Source organism: Mucilaginibacter sp. SJ, from assembly GCF_028993635.1.
Lineage (GTDB): Bacteria > Bacteroidota > Bacteroidia > Sphingobacteriales > Sphingobacteriaceae > Mucilaginibacter.
In genome coordinates this window covers 4,808,069-4,827,307 of record NZ_CP118631.1, presented here as the reverse complement: position 1 = coordinate 4,827,307, position 19,239 = coordinate 4,808,069, and the positions used below count along the sequence as shown (strand labels likewise).

Annotated in this window: 13 protein-coding genes; 3 read left to right on the top strand and 10 right to left on the bottom strand. The window is 44.3% G+C overall.

Annotation, left to right across the window (positions count from 1 at the left end):
• Window positions 1–4 precede the first annotated feature (4 nt).
• The 4 genes from MusilaSJ_RS19980 to hemC all read right to left on the bottom strand — a co-directional run bounded on the left by MusilaSJ_RS19980 (window position 5) and on the right by hemC (window position 5,122).
• A complete protein-coding gene (locus MusilaSJ_RS19980) occupies window positions 5–880 on the bottom strand; it encodes a sensor histidine kinase (protein ID WP_090529091.1) in 876 nt (291 codons plus the stop codon).
• 97 nt (window positions 881–977) lie between these two features.
• The gene (hemL, locus tag MusilaSJ_RS19975; protein ID WP_274986606.1) at window positions 978–2,345 is read right to left on the bottom strand and encodes a glutamate-1-semialdehyde 2,1-aminomutase; all 1,368 of its coding nucleotides are present in this window, start codon (window positions 2,343–2,345) and stop codon (window positions 978–980) included.
• 137 nt (window positions 2,346–2,482) lie between these two features.
• Window positions 2,483–3,454: a porphobilinogen synthase gene (gene hemB, locus MusilaSJ_RS19970; protein ID WP_121233467.1), complete on the bottom strand. Its 972-nt coding sequence runs from the start codon at window positions 3,452–3,454 to the stop codon at window positions 2,483–2,485.
• 93 nt (window positions 3,455–3,547) lie between these two features.
• Complete coding sequence (hemC, locus tag MusilaSJ_RS19965; protein WP_274986605.1) at window positions 3,548–5,122, bottom strand: hydroxymethylbilane synthase; 1,575 nt, start codon at window positions 5,120–5,122, stop codon at window positions 3,548–3,550.
• A gap of 714 nt (window positions 5,123–5,836) precedes the next feature.
• Here hemC and MusilaSJ_RS19960 point away from each other — a divergent pair.
• Complete coding sequence (locus MusilaSJ_RS19960; RefSeq protein ID WP_274986604.1) at window positions 5,837–9,493, top strand: ABC transporter permease; 3,657 nt, start codon at window positions 5,837–5,839, stop codon at window positions 9,491–9,493.
• A gap of 385 nt (window positions 9,494–9,878) precedes the next feature.
• Here the strand turns inward: MusilaSJ_RS19960 and MusilaSJ_RS19955 are convergent, their stop codons facing one another.
• Both MusilaSJ_RS19955 and MusilaSJ_RS19950 read right to left on the bottom strand, forming a co-directional pair.
• Window positions 9,879–11,366, bottom strand: a complete 1,488-nt coding sequence (locus tag MusilaSJ_RS19955; RefSeq protein ID WP_274986603.1) for a serine hydrolase domain-containing protein — start codon at window positions 11,364–11,366, stop codon at window positions 9,879–9,881.
• 516 nt (window positions 11,367–11,882) lie between these two features.
• Window positions 11,883–12,329, bottom strand: coding sequence for a hypothetical protein (locus MusilaSJ_RS19950; RefSeq protein WP_274986602.1), 447 nt, complete (start codon window positions 12,327–12,329; stop codon window positions 11,883–11,885).
• Between the two features lie 214 nt (window positions 12,330–12,543).
• On the opposite strand from MusilaSJ_RS19950, the gene MusilaSJ_RS19945 reads away from it, so the two are divergent.
• Both MusilaSJ_RS19945 and MusilaSJ_RS19940 read left to right on the top strand, forming a co-directional pair.
• Window positions 12,544–13,605, top strand: coding sequence for a sensor histidine kinase (locus MusilaSJ_RS19945; RefSeq protein WP_274986601.1), 1,062 nt, complete (start codon window positions 12,544–12,546; stop codon window positions 13,603–13,605).
• On the top strand, window positions 13,595–14,338 hold the full coding sequence (locus MusilaSJ_RS19940) for a LytR/AlgR family response regulator transcription factor (protein ID WP_274986600.1): 744 nt from the start codon (window positions 13,595–13,597) through the stop codon (window positions 14,336–14,338). The genes MusilaSJ_RS19945 and MusilaSJ_RS19940 overlap by 11 nt, the downstream gene beginning before the upstream one ends.
• A 451-nt stretch (window positions 14,339–14,789) precedes the next feature.
• Here MusilaSJ_RS19940 and MusilaSJ_RS19935 read toward each other — a convergent pair whose 3' ends face one another.
• The 4 genes from MusilaSJ_RS19935 to pth form a co-directional block, all read right to left on the bottom strand.
• Complete coding sequence (locus tag MusilaSJ_RS19935) at window positions 14,790–15,140, bottom strand: Spx/MgsR family RNA polymerase-binding regulatory protein (RefSeq protein ID WP_274986599.1); 351 nt, start codon at window positions 15,138–15,140, stop codon at window positions 14,790–14,792.
• 122 nt (window positions 15,141–15,262) lie between these two features.
• Complete coding sequence (locus MusilaSJ_RS19930) at window positions 15,263–17,749, bottom strand: TonB-dependent receptor domain-containing protein (protein WP_274986598.1); 2,487 nt, start codon at window positions 17,747–17,749, stop codon at window positions 15,263–15,265.
• Between the two features lie 149 nt (window positions 17,750–17,898).
• Complete coding sequence (locus MusilaSJ_RS19925; protein ID WP_274986597.1) at window positions 17,899–18,363, bottom strand: carboxypeptidase-like regulatory domain-containing protein; 465 nt, start codon at window positions 18,361–18,363, stop codon at window positions 17,899–17,901.
• 104 nt (window positions 18,364–18,467) lie between these two features.
• A complete protein-coding gene (gene pth, locus MusilaSJ_RS19920) occupies window positions 18,468–19,028 on the bottom strand; it encodes an aminoacyl-tRNA hydrolase (protein WP_274986596.1) in 561 nt (186 codons plus the stop codon).
• Between the last annotated feature and the right edge of the window lie 211 nt (window positions 19,029–19,239).

The window sequence follows — 19,239 nt, the reverse complement described above, 5'->3', positions numbered from 1 at the left end:
AAATTTAGGTTAGTCCAAATGTAACTTCAAAAATACTACCAGCAGGGCGGTTATCTTTAACCCTGATGCTGGCCTGGTGTTTATCCAACACCTCCTTAACAATATAAAGGCCCAGTCCGGTGCCCTTTGTGTTACGGGTTTCTTCACTGCCTACGCGGTAAAAACGGTCAAAAATGCGGGTTTTCTCCTCGTCGGCTATGCCGATACCATGATCAGATACCTGCAAATAAACTTTATCATCTTTTGAAAACAGCTTTACCCCAACAGATGAGCAGGGGCTTGAATATTTTACCGCGTTTTCTATCAAATTGGTCACTACTGATGTAAGGGCAAATTTATCGCCCACGATCTCCACCTTAGGCTCAATCTCTGCTTCTATGATCTGCTGGTTGCAATCACATTTAGAGATCTGGAGCCGGTTAACAATACTATCAACCAAAACCGAAAGGTTAAAGCTGGCCTTAGGGAAACTGTATGAGCGATTTTCGATCTTAGATGCAAGCAGCATATTCTCAACCATATCGTCCAAACGCTCAACATCGTTCAGTGATTTCTCAATAAAATCGAGGAGCTGTTCTTTGGTCAGGTGACGCTTTTGGATAGTTTGCAGCAGTATCTTGATAGATGCCAGCGGCGATTTCAATTCATGCGTTACCGAAAGCAGGAAGTTCTTTTTTTGCTCCTGTAACCTGCGTTCTTTATTGAACGAGCGGTGCAGGTTAATGGCGCCAATTAAAAATACGGCCACAAACATGGCCCCTTCGCCCAGGATCATACCGGTACGGCGCGGTTGCAGCGTAACCAGCATATAGCCCCACCACACCAGTTCGGCAACGGCGTAGGTGATGAGCGCGTAAAAAATAACAAATGACTTCTTCATATCAGTTGGCAGTTATCAGTTTTCAGTTGGCAGTAGTTTGTCAGTTTGCAATGTGTTGTATTAAGCTGCAAACTGCCCGCTGGCAACTGCAAACTGGCTACTTAGAATTGAATACTAAATCCAAACTATCAAATATAGCACGTTTTGTTTTCTCCAGGTCTGTCTTGGTGTGGGCCGATGATATAAAGCCAACCTCATACCCCGACGGGCCTAAATAAATGCCCCTGTTCAGCAGTTCGCGGTGGAATTTTTTGAATTTTTCCATGCTTGATGCATCAATGTCTTCGGCTTTACGAATATACTCTTTATCTGTAAAAGCAAACCAAAATATGGAGCCTATGCCAAACACCTTAAACTTATAATTGCGGGCGGTAGCAAAACGCTGAATGGCTTCTACGAACTCTTCTGTTTTATTGTTCAGGTCGCGGTAAAAGCCCATGCGTAAAAGCTCACTAAGCTGGGCGATACCGGCACCCATGGCAACCGGGTTGCCTGATAAGGTACCCGCCTGGTAAACCGAACCTTCTGGTGAGATATTGCTCATGATTGTTGCCGATGAGCCATAAGCACCAACAGGCATACCTCCACCGATAATTTTACCGTAAGTGATAATATCAGGTTTGATCTGGTAGTAACCGGCCGCACCTTCAAAGCCAACGCGGAAACCGGATATCACCTCATCAAATATCAGCATGGTGCCGTTTTGCGTACAGATGTCGCGCAAATATTGCAGGTATTCTTTTTCTTGTAATAGTAAACCATTATTGGCGGGTACCGGTTCAATGATCACCGCGGCAATCTGGTCTTTAAATTCTTCGAAAGCTTTGGCTAAAGCTTCCTTATCGTTAAGCGCTACTACAATGGTTTCATCAGCAACTGATTTTGGCACGCCTGCTGATGAAGTTTCGCCGAAGGTAACCAAACCTGAGCCTGCTTTTACCAATAAAGCATCGGCGTGACCGTGATAGCAACCTTCAAATTTCAGGATCTTATCGCGTTTGGTATAACCTCTTGCCAACCTGATGGCCGACATTACAGCCTCGGTGCCAGAGCTTACAAAACGGATCTTTTCAATAAACTTATTGTTTTTCAGGATCAGCTCGGCCAGCTCATTCTCTAATGCTGTAGGTGCGCCGAAACTCATGCCGTTTTGCATTACCTCGATAACCTTTTCCCGTACTTTGGCATTGTTATGGCCCAGGATCAGTGGTCCCCATGAGCAGCAGTAATCGATAAACTCGTTACCATCAGCATCCCAGATATGACTGCCATCACCTTTTTGAATAAACAGCGGCGTGCCATAAACAGATTTAAAAGCCCTTACCGGCGAGTTAACCCCACCCGGAAAATAGGTTTGCGCCTTAGCATAAAGTTCAGCCGATTTTTCACGACTGATATCGGGCTTGCCCGTAGTATTTACCGGTTCATCCTCTGCAGAAAACATCTTTTTTATTGAATCGAACATTTTTTATTATGAGCTTAAAGCTGAAAGCCAAAGGCTTAAAGCTTGATTTTTTGAGCGTAAAGCAAAAAGCCAAAGGCTTAAAGCTTCTATATATTTGTTTATTAGCTTTCGGCTTTTTGCCTTAAGCTTTTAGCTTATCAAAGCCACTTATTCTCCAAAACCTCTTTGGCATGATAGGTTAAAATAGCAGTTGCACCGGCACGGCGGATACTGGTAAGTACCTCGGTAATGGCACGCTGCTCGTTTAGCCAGCCACGTTGAATAGCAGCTTTGATCATAGCGTATTCGCCGCTTACGTTGTAGGCTGCAACAGGCAATTCGGTATTATCTTTTATCAGTTTAATAACGTCAAGATATGGCAGGGCTGGTTTTACCATCAGAAAGTCGGCGCCTTCCAGTTCGTCCAGTTCAGCCTCTATCAACGCTTCGCGCTGGTTGGCGGGATTCATCTGGTAAGTTTTTTTATCGCCAAACTTTGGTGCCGAGTTCAAGGCATCCCGGAACGGGCCATAAAACGCGCTTGCGTATTTAGCCGAGTATGACATGATAGATACGTTGGTAAAACCATTATCATCCAATACATTGCGGATGTAACCCACGCGACCGTCCATCATATCCGAAGGGGCAATGATATCGGCACCTGATTGTGCATGTGCCAAAGCCATTTTGCCTAAAACGTCAAGTGTTTCATCGTTCAGGATCACGCCGTTTTCTACAATACCGTCATGCCCGTCGCTGCTGTATGGGTCCATAGCTACGTCGGTAATTACACAGGCTTCAGGAAAGTTTTTCTTTACCTCGCGGATAGCACGCAGATACAAACTTTCATCCCGGTAACTTTCGGTAGCAAATTTGTCCTTCAGTTCCTCGGCGATGTTTGGGAACAGGTCGAAAGAGTTTAAGCCCAGTTTAAGGCAGCTTTCAATTTCGCGCAACAAGTTATCAATAGAATAACGGAAAATGCCTGGCATTGACGCCACTTCGCTTTTCTGGTTTACGCCATCAATAATAAACAGCGGGAAAATCAGGTTAGCAGCGCTAACATGCGTTTCCTGCACCATCTGGCGGATCACTTCACTTTTGCGGTTCCTTCTTGGTCGTTGTAACATAACTTTAGTCCATAGACCATGGTCGATAGTCCATGGTCAAAATAATATACGTTTAAAGTCTATGGACTATCGACCATCGACTATGGACTTCAATTAAAGTCCAAACACTGCCTCTGCCAGCCCAACTTCATCGGGTGAGTAAGGGAGCGTGTATTTTACACCCATTTCGTCAAATTTTTTGCCGGTTGATTTGCCTATGGCCACAACTTTTTGATATGGATCCAGCAGATTATCGGCAAAATAGGCCTCTACGTTTGATGGACTGGTGAATACCATTACATCTGCGCCGCTGGCTTCCACATCTTCTTCTAATACGGTTTCATAAACCGGCAGGTCGATGATCTTGGTATCGGCAGATAAGCCTTGCTGGATACTCCTCATCGGGCTTTCGGCTCCCGGGAACAGCACTATTTTTCCGTTTGCCAGCTTGGCAAATTCTTCGGCTACCTCGGCGGTATCCGTACCTTCGCCAACATAGTCGGTAAAGTGACCTTTGCGGCGCAGCATTTCTTCGCTGCCGCTGCCCATTACCCCAAATTTTACCTTTTTAGGGAACTGTGGGTTCAACTGGAAAAAGTATTCAACAGCGTTTTTGCTGGAGAAGAATACCCAGTCAATATTTTTTAATATGTATGAGTCAAAGCGGGTGATTACCGGCACCGTACGGATCAACGAACGGTCTTCTATTGCAATGCCATGTTTTTCAAGCGCTTTGCGGAAATAGCTTTGTTCACCAAGCTCGCGCGAAATAAATACACTTGACGGATGCTTACGGTCTTTTGCAAACTTGGCTACCACCTTTTCGGCCAAACCTTCGGTAGTTGGCGCTTCTAAAAACAACCTGTCCGGAAACTCATCGCCTTCGTTAGCTTTAGAAGTAAACACCTGGAAAAGGCCATCTTCCTTACGGCAATAACAGCCTAAAGGTAAGTGGCAGCCACCGCCAAATAATTTTAATACGGTACGCTCAACGGCCAGTTGTTCGGCTACATCGGTATGATGTAATGCCTGCAAGGCTTCAAAAAGCTCATGGTCTGTTTCGCGGATCTGAATAGCCAATGCACCTTGTGCCGGTGCCGGGATCAGTTCAACCGGGGTTATTTCTTCCACATGAAACTCGCTCAGGTCGAGGCCTAAACGGGTAACGCCGGCTTTGGCCAGCATAATGGCATCATATTTTTCATCGCGCAGCTTACCGATACGGGTAGGCACGTTACCGCGAAGTTCTTCAATTTCAAGATCGGGACGGTGGGCCAGTAGCTGGGCTTTGCGCCGGTTTGACGAGGTGCCAACGATAGCACCATATTTAACAGATAGCTTTTGGTGCACATCAACGCAGTCTTTCAAGATCAACAACAGTTCAGCCGGGTCTTCCCGTTCTGAAACTGCTGCGATGATGAGTCCCGGAGGATTTTCGGTAGGCAGGTCCTTATGTGAATGGACCGCGATATCAATAGTGCCGGCTATTAGTTCTTCTTCTAATTCTTTGGTAAAAAAGCCCTTACCCTCCAGCTTATCAAAGCTGAGGTTAAGGATGCGGTCGCCCTGGGTTTTAATGATCTTTAACTCGGCGGTAATGTTAATGGCAGCAAGGCTGTCTTTAACGAAATTGGCCTGCCATAAAGCCAATTCACTGCCACGGGTTCCTATAATCAGTTTTCTGTCCAAAAGAATGAATGTTTGCAGCTGCAAATTTAATTTTTTATGCCGATGATAAGGTACAACAACTTAATGAATTATTGTTAATTGCAACAAAATGACTGTAGTGTGTGGGTTTTGATAGTTGAAAAAATTTGCCCTCCATATCACATACTTAACATATTTGCCACAGCGCACAGCCTTGCAGCAGCGGATGTAACTTTGTAACAAAGCGGGTGTCCCAATTTTTTGATTCCCGAAAAAAAAGTGAAAAAAGTCCGGCGCTTCTTTTCTTTAAAAATAGCTATGTTCCATTTTTTAAGAGTGAAACGGCGGAACGGGTTAATGGCATTATCGCTTGATAATCAATGTTTTAGGTTTCTATGTGAAACATTGATAAATTACTGATAATCAACACTTAAAACTTTATGGTGTGTTTGTTTGGTGTTTCATGATCGCTGAATATAGGAGCTGATTTTTTGAGTTGATTTTTATCGTTTTTCAGAGTTTTTTAAACCGGTGCGGCTGTTTGAGTTGGCTGGTGACAAAGTACTGCCACCATTTGTTAAAGCAGGGATGCTTAGTTTGTGCGTCGGGGCTATTGCCGGCCGATTTCAAATACAACGGTTCAACTCCGTACAACCAAACGTCCGTTTTTATTACAACAATTCCTGCTTAAGAAACCTTATTCCCTATATATCAAAAAGTTATAAATTTGGAATAGCCTTTGAAACAGTATTATAAATGACCGCGTATAGTTTTCATATCACCCTCTATGACCTGGCGTTTTTGGCTGCGATATTTATCGGCCTCACGTTTAGCCTGCTGTTATGGTTTACCAAAAGCATTAACCTCTCGGCAAACCGTTTTCTGGCCCTTGCTATGCTAACTATTGTTTTATGGATGGCCCGGATATTGGGAGAAAGCGTTGGGCTGGGTGCTTACTTCCCGCATTGGGACCGGTTGCCGCTTCAATTTTCGCTGGCACTGGGCCCGCTTATTTATTTTTATGTGCTTAAGATAACCCGGCCGGAATATAAAATACGTGGTACGGATCTGTTGCACTTTATCCCCTTGTTGCTGCAACAGGGCATTTTGGTATTGGAGATTGGGCAAAGCATCAGCACCGGTGCGGCAACTTATCATACACCGGTCTTTCGGCAAACGGGCCTGATACTGAATATGGCAGCGTTTATTTCGGTAGTCGCCTATTTGTATATTTCCTTCAGGCTGATTGAAAGCTATTATCAACAGTTGAAATTCAACAATGTAAATGACCGATACCGCAATCAAATGCGCTGGCTGGCCCGGTTAATCAAGGCCTTTGGTTTTTTATGGTTATTATGGCTGCCATATACTGTTGCAGATTTTTTTTATTTTCATTACCGGTTAGGTATCCACGCATACTATCCCTTGTATCTGCTGTTAGCGGGAATGATGACCTGGATAGCGGCTACTGTCCATTCAAAACCAGCAAACCTGGTTATGGTGCAGGCCTCCCCGATTTTGAAAACACCGGTTTCGGCGGAGCTCAGGCAAAAGGGAACCTGGCTTAGGAAGGCTATGGAGGCTAAACGGTATTACCAGGATGCCGAACTGAATTTAACCTCACTTGCCGAGAAACTGGGGCTCACCGTTCATGAGCTATCCCGGATCATTAATGTGGCACTCAAAAAAAACTTTAACGATTTTATCAATGAATACCGCGTTGCAGAAGTAATCCGGAAAATACAGGATCCTGCTTTTGCCCATATAACCCTGCTTGGCATAGCGCTGGAGTCGGGGTTTAATTCAAAATCCACCTTTAACCGCATTTTTAAACAAATGACCGGCAAAAGCCCGGCGGAATATAAAAACGAGCCCCAAAAAGAGTTCCCAAGTTATAACTTAAGACGACACACCCAGTTTGCAGGGGTAATTTCGAAGCATGAAGCCATAATTATGTGGCCTTCCAGGAAATTAAACCGCAGCTATATGTTCAAAAATTATTTTAAGATCGCGTGGCGTAATATCACCCGTCACAAAAGTTACTCGGCCATAAATGTAGCCGGGCTGGCGGTAGGCATTGCGGCCTGCCTGCTGATATTTGTAGTTGTTCAATATGAGTTGAGCTTTGACACCTATCAACCCGGTTATAAAAGCACCTATCGCATCGTTACCAAAAAAGACCGGGAAGGTAATATCAGGTATAGTGCCGGGATCTCAACACCTGCAGTAGATGCTTTTCGCCTTTATTTTCCGCAGGCTGTTGTTGCTGGCATCAATGCCATTTACGGCAGTCAGATCGTGGCCCCGGCAGCTGACGGTAACCCCGCCGGCGATAAAAAATTTATAGAGAACACCGGCATCATGTTCGCCCAACCCCAGCTTTTCGATATTTTCTCAGCAACCTGGCTTGCCGGCAGTGCATCGGCTTTGAAAGATCCTGATATGGTGGTGATAGATAAAAGCAGCGCCATAAAATATTTTGGTACCTGGCAACTGGCTGTAGGAAAAACGCTCAGGATGGATAACCTGTTAACGCTAAAGGTAGCCGGTGTGATAGAGGACTTGCCTCCAAATACTGACCTGCCGTTTAAAGTGCTGATTTCGTACATCACCTGGAAGCAGCATGCCAAAAGCTATCATTATTCATACACCTGGGACGAAACAAGCAGTGACTGGCAGGTATATATAAAATTTCCGGCAAATGTATTGCAAAGCACTGTGGAAAGTCAAATGCTCAGTTTTTCTGAAAAACAGTTCAACAATAATAAACGCACCGCCAGAAAAAGATATGCTGTAGCACAGCCCTTATCAACTATTCACTTTGATACCAGCTTTGGCGATACGCTGGGCGATCATATAATCAGCAGGTCTACGCTGCGTACCCTATCGCTTATCGCTGTACTGATCATCATTATGGCATCCATTAATTTTATTAATCTTTCAACGGCGCAATCTGTTGGCCGCTCCAAAGAAGTAGGGATCCGTAAAGTACTGGGCAGCAGCCGCGGGCAATTGGTAGGCCTCGTGATGTGTGAAACGGCCATTATCGTGCTGTTTTCGGCCGGGCTTGCAGTTTGTGTGGCCGAAATAGCTTTGCCATTGCTCAAACATATCGCCAGCATTCCGGATAGTATTGGTTTGTTCAATCCTGGCATATTGCTTTGCCTGGCCTGCATAATACTTGCTGTGATCCTGCTTTCGGGGGTATACCCAGCAATTATCGTGTCAGGATTTAAACCTGTTCAGGCGCTGAAAAACAAGATCAATTCTGCCGCGGTTGGTGGGATATCGCTCCGCCGCGTGCTGGTAGTTACCCAGTTTGCCATTTCACAATTGCTGATCATTGGAACGGCCATCGCCGTAAAACAAATGGATTTTGTAAACAATGCCGACCTTGGATTTAATAAAGAAGCTGTGTTGGCTATACCATGCCCCGCCGATAGCGTAGGTTTAACGCGAATGAACAGCTTTAAACAGCAGGTGCTGGCATTGCCGGGTGTAAAAGCAGCAAGCTTTTCGGCCGATGCACCGTCGTCATCGCATAATAATTCAAGCAATTTCTTTTTCAACCATTCGGAGAAAGATCCGGGCTTTGATATTTTCATGAAAGTGGCCGATGCGGATTACTTTAAAACCTTCGATCTTAAATTCATTGCAGGTAAAGGTTATGAACCCAGCGATACCGCGCGCAAATTTGTGGTTAACGAAACTTTTATACATAAACTGGGCATTAAACGCGCGGAAGATGCTTTGGGTAAAACCCTCACGTTCGACAGTTACGGAAACCTGCCTATAGTCGGTGTAGTTGCCGACTTTAAAACAAACTCCATGCGCGAGGAAGTTAAGCCGCTGGTGATGTTCCCCTCAAAACAATCGGAACAGCAAATAGCGGTAAAAATTGAAAGCCGGAGACTTGCAAAAACGGCAGCATTGGTGCAAAGTGCCTGGGAAAAGAAATATCCCGAATATGCCTACACCGGCTTTTTTGTTGACGATAGCATAGCCAAATTTTACGAACAGGAAAACCAGCTCGAGCTAATCTATAAAGTATTTGCGCTCATCGCTATTTTTATCTCCTGCCTTGGTTTGTACGGCCTGGTGTCATTTATGGCGGTGCAGCGTACCAGGGAGGTAGGAATCCGGAAGATTTTAGGCGCATCAGTAAGCAGCATTGTGTACCTGTTTTCGAAGGAGTTTTTAGCGCTTATTGTAGTGGCATTCGTGATTGGCGCACCCCCTGCCTGGTACCTGATGAACGGATGGCTGCAAACTTTTGCCTATCGCATTTCGCCGGGCCTATGGGTTTTTGTGGCAGCCATTGCAATCTCCTTATTCATAGGCTGGTTTACTGTGGGTTACAAAGCGTTAAAAGCCGCACTGGCAAATCCTGTAAAAAGTTTGCGGAGTGAATGATTCATGGTAGATTATTGTAAGAGTTAACGTCCCATCAGGGTCTCTCGCAGATTTAAGTTTACCCACAAAACTTGTCGTTTAAACAGCAAGGCGTCGTGTTTTGTCCCTCTGGGGCAAAGGATATTCTATAACTTTACGACCTACAACCCTTTTGCACCTCTGGTGCACCTGTCCTTGAGCAATTAATACATGTTTATTAAATTGTAAAAATCCCCCGGAGGGGGAAAAGGTTTGTAGAAATAACGTCACACCACTTACCTGAACCCCGGAGGGGTTCAACTTATGAAGATTACCCAATTTGACTATTGATTTTGTGGGTAAACTTAAATCTGCGAGAGACTCTGAGGGAACATAAAATAATAAGCCCTGTTCGGGCTTATTATTTTTATTTAGCCGAAAGTATCCTAACCCGTTCGGCTGCGTTTTTATTTCCGGCATTTAATTGCAATGATTTTTTGTAGCTAACAACTGCTTTTTCTTTTTCGCCGGCAAGTTCCAGCGCTTCGCCATAGCTATCGTAAGCGTTGGCACTGTTAGGATAAAGTATTGTATTTAAAGCAAAAATGCTAAGCGCCTCATTTTGTTTCTTTTGGCTAAGCAGTTGGTACCCCCAGCCGTTCAGTTCGTTTTCGGATAGTTTAAAGGAAACATCCTTCTTTTTTAAACCGTTAACAGCGGCGTCAGCGTTTTTAAAATCCTGTTTAAGTAATGCGGTCCGTAGTTTTTTAAGATTTGGTGATAGGCCGAACCCATTTACTTCGTGCATTTCGGGGATATAGTAGCCTGCTATTTCATCAATAAACCGATCGGGATTGGCGCCCATAAGGTTGGTAAGTACAACTATAGACAGGTCATCTTTTAAATACACAAACACGGCCGACCTGCCACCGCCAACCGGGCCAACAGCCGGGTGATCGGGACGGGTTACAGTAGGCCATCCCAGGGCATAACCATTAGTTAAGTTGTTGAAACCGCCGATATTACCGTTGTTAAGGATGGCCGGGGTCCACATGGTTTTGATGCTGGCTTCATCTTTAAGCAATTTACCCGTTTTTAAAGCGATAACCCAGTTGGCCATATCTCCGGCTGTAGACAGGATGCCCGCCGCAGTACGGAAAAATAAGGGGAATTGGATATAACCCACTCCCGGTTTTTTGTTCCTGACAAATTGCCCGTCGACTAATTTAGTCATGGTATAAGCGCCTGCCGAATTGGGGATCACGTCATACGAATCACCAAAGCGTGTTAAGTTCATGCCGGCTACTTTAAACTGTCTTTCTTCAATAAACCTGGTGAAATGCATGCCGCTTAGCTTGGTGATGATTTTGCCAATGAGCACATAGCCGGTTTGGTTATAGCTGAATTTATCGCCGGGGTTAAATTCCATAGGCAGGGCGCTCACTTTTTGTAAGGCGAGTTTTTCGCTGCCGTTGCCCATTACCTGTTCGTTTTCATCTAACATATCGGGCAGGCCCGAGGTATGCGTTAGCACCTGTTGCAATGTTATTTTTTGCCAGGCGGCGGGCAGGCTATCCAGGTACATAGATAAGGGATCGGTTACTTTTAGCTTGCCCGCTTCGGCCAGTTGCATAACTGCTACACCGGTAAAAGCTTTGGTAATGGAGTTAATGGAAAAAATACTTTGATCGGTTGCCGGGATATTGTTTTCAAGATTGGCAGTGCCATAGGCTTTTAATTTAACGATTTTTCCCTGGCGGATAACTGCCAGCTGCAATGCCGGGATACTTTTACGTTGCATGGTATTCTCAACAAAAGCATCTATACTGTCGGGAGTATGCTGCTGCGCGCTGGATGCAAAGGGCGTAAAAAGGCAGATCAGTAAAAAAGATGTGATAACGTATTTCAGAGACATATTAAGATAGTATATATACAGGTTAGAGATAAGCGGGAAGCTTAAGTTACGCGCAAAGATGCATTTTTTATCAGTTTAGAAAAGGCGGTAAAATAAAACGACACGCTTAACCTCCCATCAGGATCTCTCGCAGATTTGGGGTAACCCACAAGATCTGAATATTGATTAAACAGGGTTCGGCAAGCAAGTTTACGATTACGAGACTCCGCTGGAGTCCACTGTTTCTTTAGTTTTATCTATAAACACGTGGCCTCTCTGAGGCCAAAGGCGTATAAGTATTGCCGGCCTCAGGGAGGTCACGTGTTTATAGCTCCTAAAAGAGCATTTTTTCGGCTCCATAGGTGCCCCGTTTTGAAATTTCAGGTTGCTGAATTTTGTGGGTTAACCTAAGTCTGCGAGAGACCCTGATGTATACGCCATGCTGATTCGATGTTTAGAATATCCGTTGGATGTTTAAAGCTCGGCAAGCCTCAGGGTCCTCTGCGAGAGACCCTGAGGGAGCGTTAAAAGGATATTCTATCGCAGCATTGCCAGCATTTCACCATTTGGCCGTTCCTTTGAAACATAATGCAAACTGAGTTCATGATTGCTGTTTTTCTTTTCCAGTTGCAATAACTCTTTTACAGGCACTGTCATTGCAAAATCCGAAGCATCAGCAAAATCCCATTTCTTTAGTGTGTTTCCTTTTTCATCCTGTAATGTAAGGCTTCGGCCGGTACCGGGGCCTTTTGTTTGGCAGTGGGTATACTTAATGCGCAGCTGGTCGCCTTCATTTGCCTTATTTAGTTGTAAAACCCGTAAGTTGACAGGCTGGTTTACATATTGTTTTAAAATAAGTTTGTTATTCAGGTAGATTTCGTAACCGTCCAGTCCAAATTTGTTGGTGAAACCAAATGCAGTGAAGCTTAATGCGATCAGCGTAAATAACCCTATAAACGCCTGATAAAATTTGATGTGTTTCATGATCATAAGTTTTAAATGAAATCCTCAATTGTTTGTAAGTACAATATTAAACAGATTGAAAATCAGGCAGAAAATTAGTAGACCAACAACCGGAATAATAGATATCAGCTTTTTTATCCTTATCTTCCTCTACTATTTGTGCAGTTTGTCGATATAATTTTGCGGGCCAAATGCTTTTAGTTTCCTTTATGCTCAATGATAATGAAACACTGAAATGGATGCGCTGGATAAACCAATCTCGCTGCCGTTTTTAAAACGCGGCACTACCTTTAGGCATGTCCTGATGCATAGCGCTTACTGGGTACTGATCACCGGCTTTTTCATTTATGAGAAAAGGTATCTCATATATAAAGCCAGCATGCCTTACTTTGTAGCCTGCGTCGCCGGTCGCATTGCGCTGCTTATCATTATAGCCTATCTTAACCTGCAATATTTTTTACCCCGGTACCTTTTAAAGAAGCGGTACCTTGCGTATTTTACGGCAATTATCCTGTCGGTAATTGGGTATTTAGCCGCTCAAAGCCTGTTTGATTTTTACCTGTACGGTTATGTGGTGGGCCCCATGCGCAACAGTAACCTGCTGGAGTCATTATCCTACAACTTTTTCAGTACCCTATGGTATCTGGGGTTGATGCTGGCGCTCAAATTAAGTATGGACTGGTATGGACAGCAGTTAGTCATTCAGAAAATCACCGTAGAAAAACTGAACGCCGAAGTTAATTTTCTGCGTGCGCAGGTAAATCCGCATTTCCTGTTTAATATCCTGAATAACCTGTACGCGCTGACACTTAAAAAATCGGAACTTGCCCCGGATGTGGTACTGAAGCTATCAGAAATGATGGAATATATGCTGTACGACAGTACCGGCGAAAAGGTACCGTTGGAAAAAGAGATCAGCTATCTCAGCAATTATATGGAGCTGGAGCGACTGAGGTTTAGCGGCGAGGCTGCCATTGACCTGAATATTAATGCGGACCTGATCGGACATGAAATTGCCCCGTTGCTGTTACTGCCCCTGGTTGAAAATGCTTTTAAACACGGACTGGGCAGGCAAACTAAAAACGGCTGGCTAAAGGTGAATATCAGCCTGGAGCAGTCAACACTGGAGGTTATGATAGAAAATGCCAAACCAGCATCGGCAGTTAATAATAGTAAGGGGGGAATAGGGCTCGATAATTTGCGAAAGCGTCTCGACCTGCTTTACCCGGCCAGGTATGCGCTGCAACTGGAAGATAGAAAAGATGCTTTTTGGGTTAAACTGCTGATTGAGTTATAAGGACGGACGTAGTATGGAAGCGATGCTGAAATTTGTGGTAGTAGATGATGAGCCGCTTGCGCTTGAAATATTGGACGGCTACCTGAAAAGGATTGATCATGTGCATTCGGTATTTCTGTTCAGCAATGCGGGTGATGCTTTACATCATTTAAAAGACCACCATGCCGATGTATTGCTACTGGATATAGAGATGCCGGAAATGACAGGGATCCAATTTTTGAAATTACTGCCAGAGCCGCCGCTTACTGTTTTTACCACAGCCTACCGCAACTACGCCTTTGAAGGCTATGAACTGGGTGTAATTGATTTTTTGCTGAAACCGATCTCATTTAAGCGTTTCGGGCAGGCCATTGACAAGATCAGGGAGTTCCTGGCCCTGAAAGCACAATATGATCATGCAGATGACCTGCCGGCGGGTGAAAGCACCGATTTCATTTTTGTTAAAAGCGGTGTACAGCGCATTAAGCTTTACTTTAGCGATGTTACCTACATCCAGGGCTTAAAGGATTACGCCATCATTTATACCCATACAGAAAAGATCCTGTTAAAAGGTTCCATCAAAGTTATGCTGGATATTTTTCCGCAGAAGCGTTTTATCCGGGTACATAAATCGTTCATTGTATCCGTTAATAAGATTACCCGTTTGGAGAGTAACCGCATTATTTTGAATGGACATGAAATTCCGGTAGGGCGGAGTTTTAAGGAAGATTTGGAGCGGGTGTTAAGGGGGTGATAATAATTGAGAATGATTTGGTGAGGGGATAGCAGATGGCATACAGATGATAGCTCAGCACATGGATGTGGCAAACCTCCGGTGCGCTAAAGGTTGTGGTATTGTATAGCTACAAACCTTTTGCACCTCCGGTGCAATTTTTGGCTTTCTAATTTCTATTCCGTGCCGTTGCTGGTAACAACAGTGCAACTGTTCGGAAGATTTTTTAATTCTCTCCCGTGGGAGAGGTGTGGTTGGAATGCGTAGTGGCAGGGCGGGGTTTATCCGCTATTTCAAAGGAAAGGACACGGCGATGAAACCCCTCCCTACACCTTCCCGGGGGGAGGGAATCGCACAATCCAACGCTTTTCTTATTTCTTCCGAACACCTATGGTAACAACACCAACAACGGCGCCAAAAGTTCACAAAATGTAAACTTTAAAAGAGCTGGATTAAGTATTGTTGACTTACCTTACTTCTCCAAAAAATGATCGGCATAAACCTTTTCATCAAAGCCGAAGAAAAGGAAGCCGTTATCTTCAATAACCGGGCGTTTGATCATGCTGGTTTTTTGCTGTAATAATTGCAGCGCGTCGGCATTGGTTTTGATGCTTTCTTTAACTGCCGGGTCAAGCTGTTTCCAGGTGAGGCCTTGTTTGTTCAGGAATTTATCATACCCTGCTTTTGTGTCCCATTCCTGCAGTTTTTCGGTGCTCACACCCAGTTTTTTAAAATCCTGGAACTCATAAGCTACTTTATTCTCTTTAAGCCAGTCGAGGGCTTTTTTTACCGTATTGCAATTGGTTATTCCGTAAACTTTCATGTGGTAAATTTACAGATTTCGGAATATCGTAAAGATGCATTTGCGTCCGACCCGGTTCTTTTTACAATGAAAACAAAAAGAGGCGCAATTACGCGCCTCGTCATCATAAATATATTTAACAATTATCCGTTACCCCCGCTGTTGCTTTTACCACCGCCTTTGGTATCGTCGTTATTAATACCGCGCTGGTTCTTTTTGATATCACCATTCAGCTTGCCAAACTTATAGTTTAGCCTGATAGCAAAGTTACGGTAGCGGTTATGGTACAACGATTCCTGGTCAAAGTTAACCGTGTGCGTAGTTGACCTGAAGGTGCGGTACTTGCTGTACGGGTTGTTGGCTACCGCAGATATAGTTAGTTTTTTATTCAGGAACTCTTTTGAAACCACATAGGAGTTATAAATAAAATTGCTCGATTTTCCCTGCAAGGTAACATCGCCACTGAAGAAACCGGCATTAAGACCAATGCGATAGCCGTCATCAAACTTATAGCCGATATTAGCAAAAGCGTTGCCGGTGTAGCCATCATTTTTATAAAACTGGCCGTTGTAAGTCCCTTTTAACCACACATGCGAAATTTGCCCGTTGATATTAACCGTAAACTTTTTAGTAATGGAATAATTAGTATTGAGGTTTAAACCAAGTGTACGGTTACTGCCCAGGTTTTGATAAGTAGTAAAAGTAACCGTGTCAATATGATCGCCGGCGTTATTTTGAACTAAGCTGGTCACATTCTGGATAGCATTGTTGGAGAATGCATAGCTTAAACCAACATTGATAGACCCCTTTGTAAAATTGCTGTAGTTCAACTCAAAAGTGTTATTCAATTCGGGTTTCAGATCGGGGTTACCGGTGTTGATGAATTTAGGGTTCGATTTATCAATAAAAGGGTTTAACTGATAAATACCCGGTCTTTGAATGCGCTGGGTGAAACCCAGGCTAATACTGCTGCTTTTCAGCGCGCGCTGGATAGATACCGATGGAATAAAGTTATTATAACTCTTATCAAGCGGCGTACCTGTAAACACAGCATTTACCTGGGTATGTTCCAATCGTAAACCTGCTTTGCCTGTCCATTTGTCCATCTTTAACTGGTACGAGTTATAAGCACTGTACACGTCCTGGTGATAATCAAACTCACCGGTTTGCCCCGTGTTTACATTATACACCGAGCTGGTTGAATCTTTATCCTCGCGCCTGTAATCGCTAAAATTGTTACGGAGGATCACTTTACCCCCGGCCTCGATACTGATCTTTTTTAGCGGGTAAGTATAATCTAACTGGAAAGTATGCTCACGGTTACCGGCGTTATTATACTGCCTGAAATCGGGCTGAAGGGCATTGTAATAATTAACCCTGTCCGAAAACTGGTTGTCGGTAAAATTTTTGGTCGGCCCGTAACTGTATTTGTAGGATACGGTAAGCAACTCATCTTTATGCCCTTTAAAACCTAACTGATAATTGAGGGATGCATCAAGCCCCTGATCGTGATTATAGCCATTGCTCAACAGGTTATAGCCCTGGGTTAGATCGCCAACGGCATTTGTCTGGGCCGATCGCTGTGAGCCGTCCTGGTCAAATTCGCCGTGAAAAAATTCAAATGAACCGGTAAGCAGGTTCAGGGTATCTATCTCGTAGCTCATTTCAGCATTGGCATAACGATATTTGCCGCCAAATGAATTGGTACCGTCCTGCAATATATTTGACTTTACCGTTCTTGAATTTGGCTGAAACTGCGTTTGGGTAGTAGTAAAAGTATTGGTATTACGTTTCTGATTACCAAAACCGGCATAACCCGAAATTCCGAACTTGCCCTGCTTGGCAGTTACGTTTAGATTATAACCGGGTCCCCATACAGTGTTATAGCGCATGTTGATGCTGCCATTGTAGCCCTGGTCAGCATTTTTTTTGGTAATGATATTGATAATACCTGTCAAACCTTCCGCATCGTATTTTGCGGGCGGAGTGGTGATCACCTCAATTTTCTCGATGTTAGTGGCCGGCATGGCCTTCAACACATCTGATGGGTTTTTGGCCATCAGTGCTGATTCTTTGCCGTTGATCAGGATCTTGTATTTACCGCTGCCTTTTAATTTGATATTATCGTCGCCATCAACAGCTAAAAGCGGCACCTTGCGCATCATATCCAATGCCGATACGGCCTTGCTTTCCGGGTCGGCAGTAACGTCATAACTGATGCGGTCAACCTCCTGTTTCATTACCGGTTTTACCGCGGTAATCGTTACTTCGTTCAATTGTTTGCTTGATGTGGCTACCAGGATCCGCCCGGCATCAAATGTTTTACCGGTTATTGTTACCGGGAGCACTTTGGTTGCGTAACCAACAGAGGCCACCACCAATTGATAGGTTTTACCTTCGGGAGCCTTCAGCTCAAAGCTGCCGTCATCTTTGGCAAGCACACTCTTTACCGGTGCTTTGGTAGCCGCATCCTGTAGGGCAACAGTACCATATCCCAACGGCTTGTTGGCGGCCGAATCAATCACGGTGCCTTTAACCGTTATATTTTGAACAGGAACCGGTGCGGTAGCCTGGGCCATAGCCATGCCCGTAACAAAGCAGCAGAGCACTGTTAGTAAAAAATGTTTCATAATTGCGATTTTGATCATAAGACGTTTAAGATATCCGGGTGTGACAGTAAAAAGTATGCGTTTAACACTTTTTAACGTTTGCCCGGTTCAGGTAACAGAATAATTACTAAGGTTGTTAATTGCGGCTTCCGCTGCTGGTATCATCATTATTAGGTAATTGATTTGCTTTCAGGGTCGGCCTGCACATCATAACTCAGGCGGTCAACCTCCTGCTTCATCACCGGCCTTACTGCCGTAACGGTAACTTCCTTTAATTGCTTGCCCGATGCCAACAGCAGGATCCGGCCGGCATTAAATGTATTATTTGTAAGTTTTACGGAGATAGTTTTGGTGGCGTAACCAATAAAAACAGCTACCAGCCGGTAAGTTTTACCTTCGGGCGCTTTCAGCTCAAAGCTGCCGTCATCTTTAGCCAGCGTGCTTTTTACCGGGGCTTTGGTGGCGGCATCCTGGAGTGCAACAGTAACATATCCCACAGGTTTGTTATTAGCCGAATCAATGACAATACCTTTTACAATAATATTAGGAACTGCCGGAGCCGTGGTAGTTTTTGTTTGAGCAAGTAAGAGTGTAGAAAAGTAGCAGCAAAGTACCGTTAACAGGATTTGTTTCATAAGGTTATTTAGGTTTACAAGACGTAAGAACATCACGCCGCGTTACAACGCTAATCAGAGTTTAAACGGATTTTTAACTAAATTATTAGTTTGTAACGGCGTTGTTACTTATTATAGCGGGTCATGGTAAGTTCGGTACCTATGGTGGCAAAACTTTTGATCATCTCAATCGAGCGGTCTATCAATGCCGGGAGCCCTGGCTTCTCATCTTCATCAAAACCACTCAATACGTAATCAACCTGCCTTCCTTTTGGATAGTTATCACTTACGCCAAAGCGTAAACGGGCGTAGTTATTATGACCAAGGGTAGCTTCGATATGTTTAAGGCCATTATGCCCGGCGGCACTGCCTTTAGGTTTAAGGCGGAGGGTACCTAACGGCAGGGCGATATCATCTACAATAACTAAAACATTTTCAACCGGAATTTTCAGGTCTTTCATCCAGTAGCTCAATGCTTTCCCGCTCAGGTTCATATAGGTAGTAGGTTTAATGAGGCAAAGCGTACGGCTTTTAAACGATACCTCGGTATAATAAGCCAGCCGCGAGTTTTGGAACCTCGCTCCCTCTTGCTTAGCCATTTCATCCAATACCATAAAACCTATGTTATGCCTGGTATCCGCATACTCCGGACCGATATTTCCTAAACCTACAATTAAATATTTCATGCCCCCTGGCCCCCTAAAGGGGGAATTTTGTTTGTCAGTTATTGTATTGGGTTGTTGCCATGATTCAGCTCCCCTCTTGAGAGGGGGCGCGCCTGCCTGTGCAGTAGCAGGGGTGTGTTGTTCCGCGTTTCAGCATAACACACCCCTCCTCCCCTCTCAAGAGGGGAATCGCACAAGGCCTCCGCTTTCTTAAAGCCTCACCAGGTCATTT

Coding starts and splice junctions, on each gene's coding strand:
- MusilaSJ_RS19980 (WP_090529091.1), bottom strand. CDS start 880: ATGAAGAAGTCATTTGTTATTTTTTACGCGCTCATCACCTACGCCGTT.
- hemL (WP_274986606.1), bottom strand. CDS start 2,345: ATGTTCGATTCAATAAAAAAGATGTTTTCTGCAGAGGATGAACCGGTA.
- hemB (WP_121233467.1), bottom strand. CDS start 3,454: ATGTTACAACGACCAAGAAGGAACCGCAAAAGTGAAGTGATCCGCCAG.
- MusilaSJ_RS19960 (WP_274986604.1), top strand. CDS start 5,837: ATGACCGCGTATAGTTTTCATATCACCCTCTATGACCTGGCGTTTTTG.
- MusilaSJ_RS19955 (WP_274986603.1), bottom strand. CDS start 11,366: ATGTCTCTGAAATACGTTATCACATCTTTTTTACTGATCTGCCTTTTT.
- MusilaSJ_RS19950 (WP_274986602.1), bottom strand. CDS start 12,329: ATGAAACACATCAAATTTTATCAGGCGTTTATAGGGTTATTTACGCTG.
- MusilaSJ_RS19945 (WP_274986601.1), top strand. CDS start 12,544: ATGGATGCGCTGGATAAACCAATCTCGCTGCCGTTTTTAAAACGCGGC.
- MusilaSJ_RS19935 (WP_274986599.1), bottom strand. CDS start 15,140: ATGAAAGTTTACGGAATAACCAATTGCAATACGGTAAAAAAAGCCCTC.
- MusilaSJ_RS19930 (WP_274986598.1), bottom strand. CDS start 17,749: ATGAAACATTTTTTACTAACAGTGCTCTGCTGCTTTGTTACGGGCATG.
- MusilaSJ_RS19925 (WP_274986597.1), bottom strand. CDS start 18,363: ATGAAACAAATCCTGTTAACGGTACTTTGCTGCTACTTTTCTACACTC.
- pth (WP_274986596.1), bottom strand. CDS start 19,028: ATGAAATATTTAATTGTAGGTTTAGGAAATATCGGTCCGGAGTATGCG.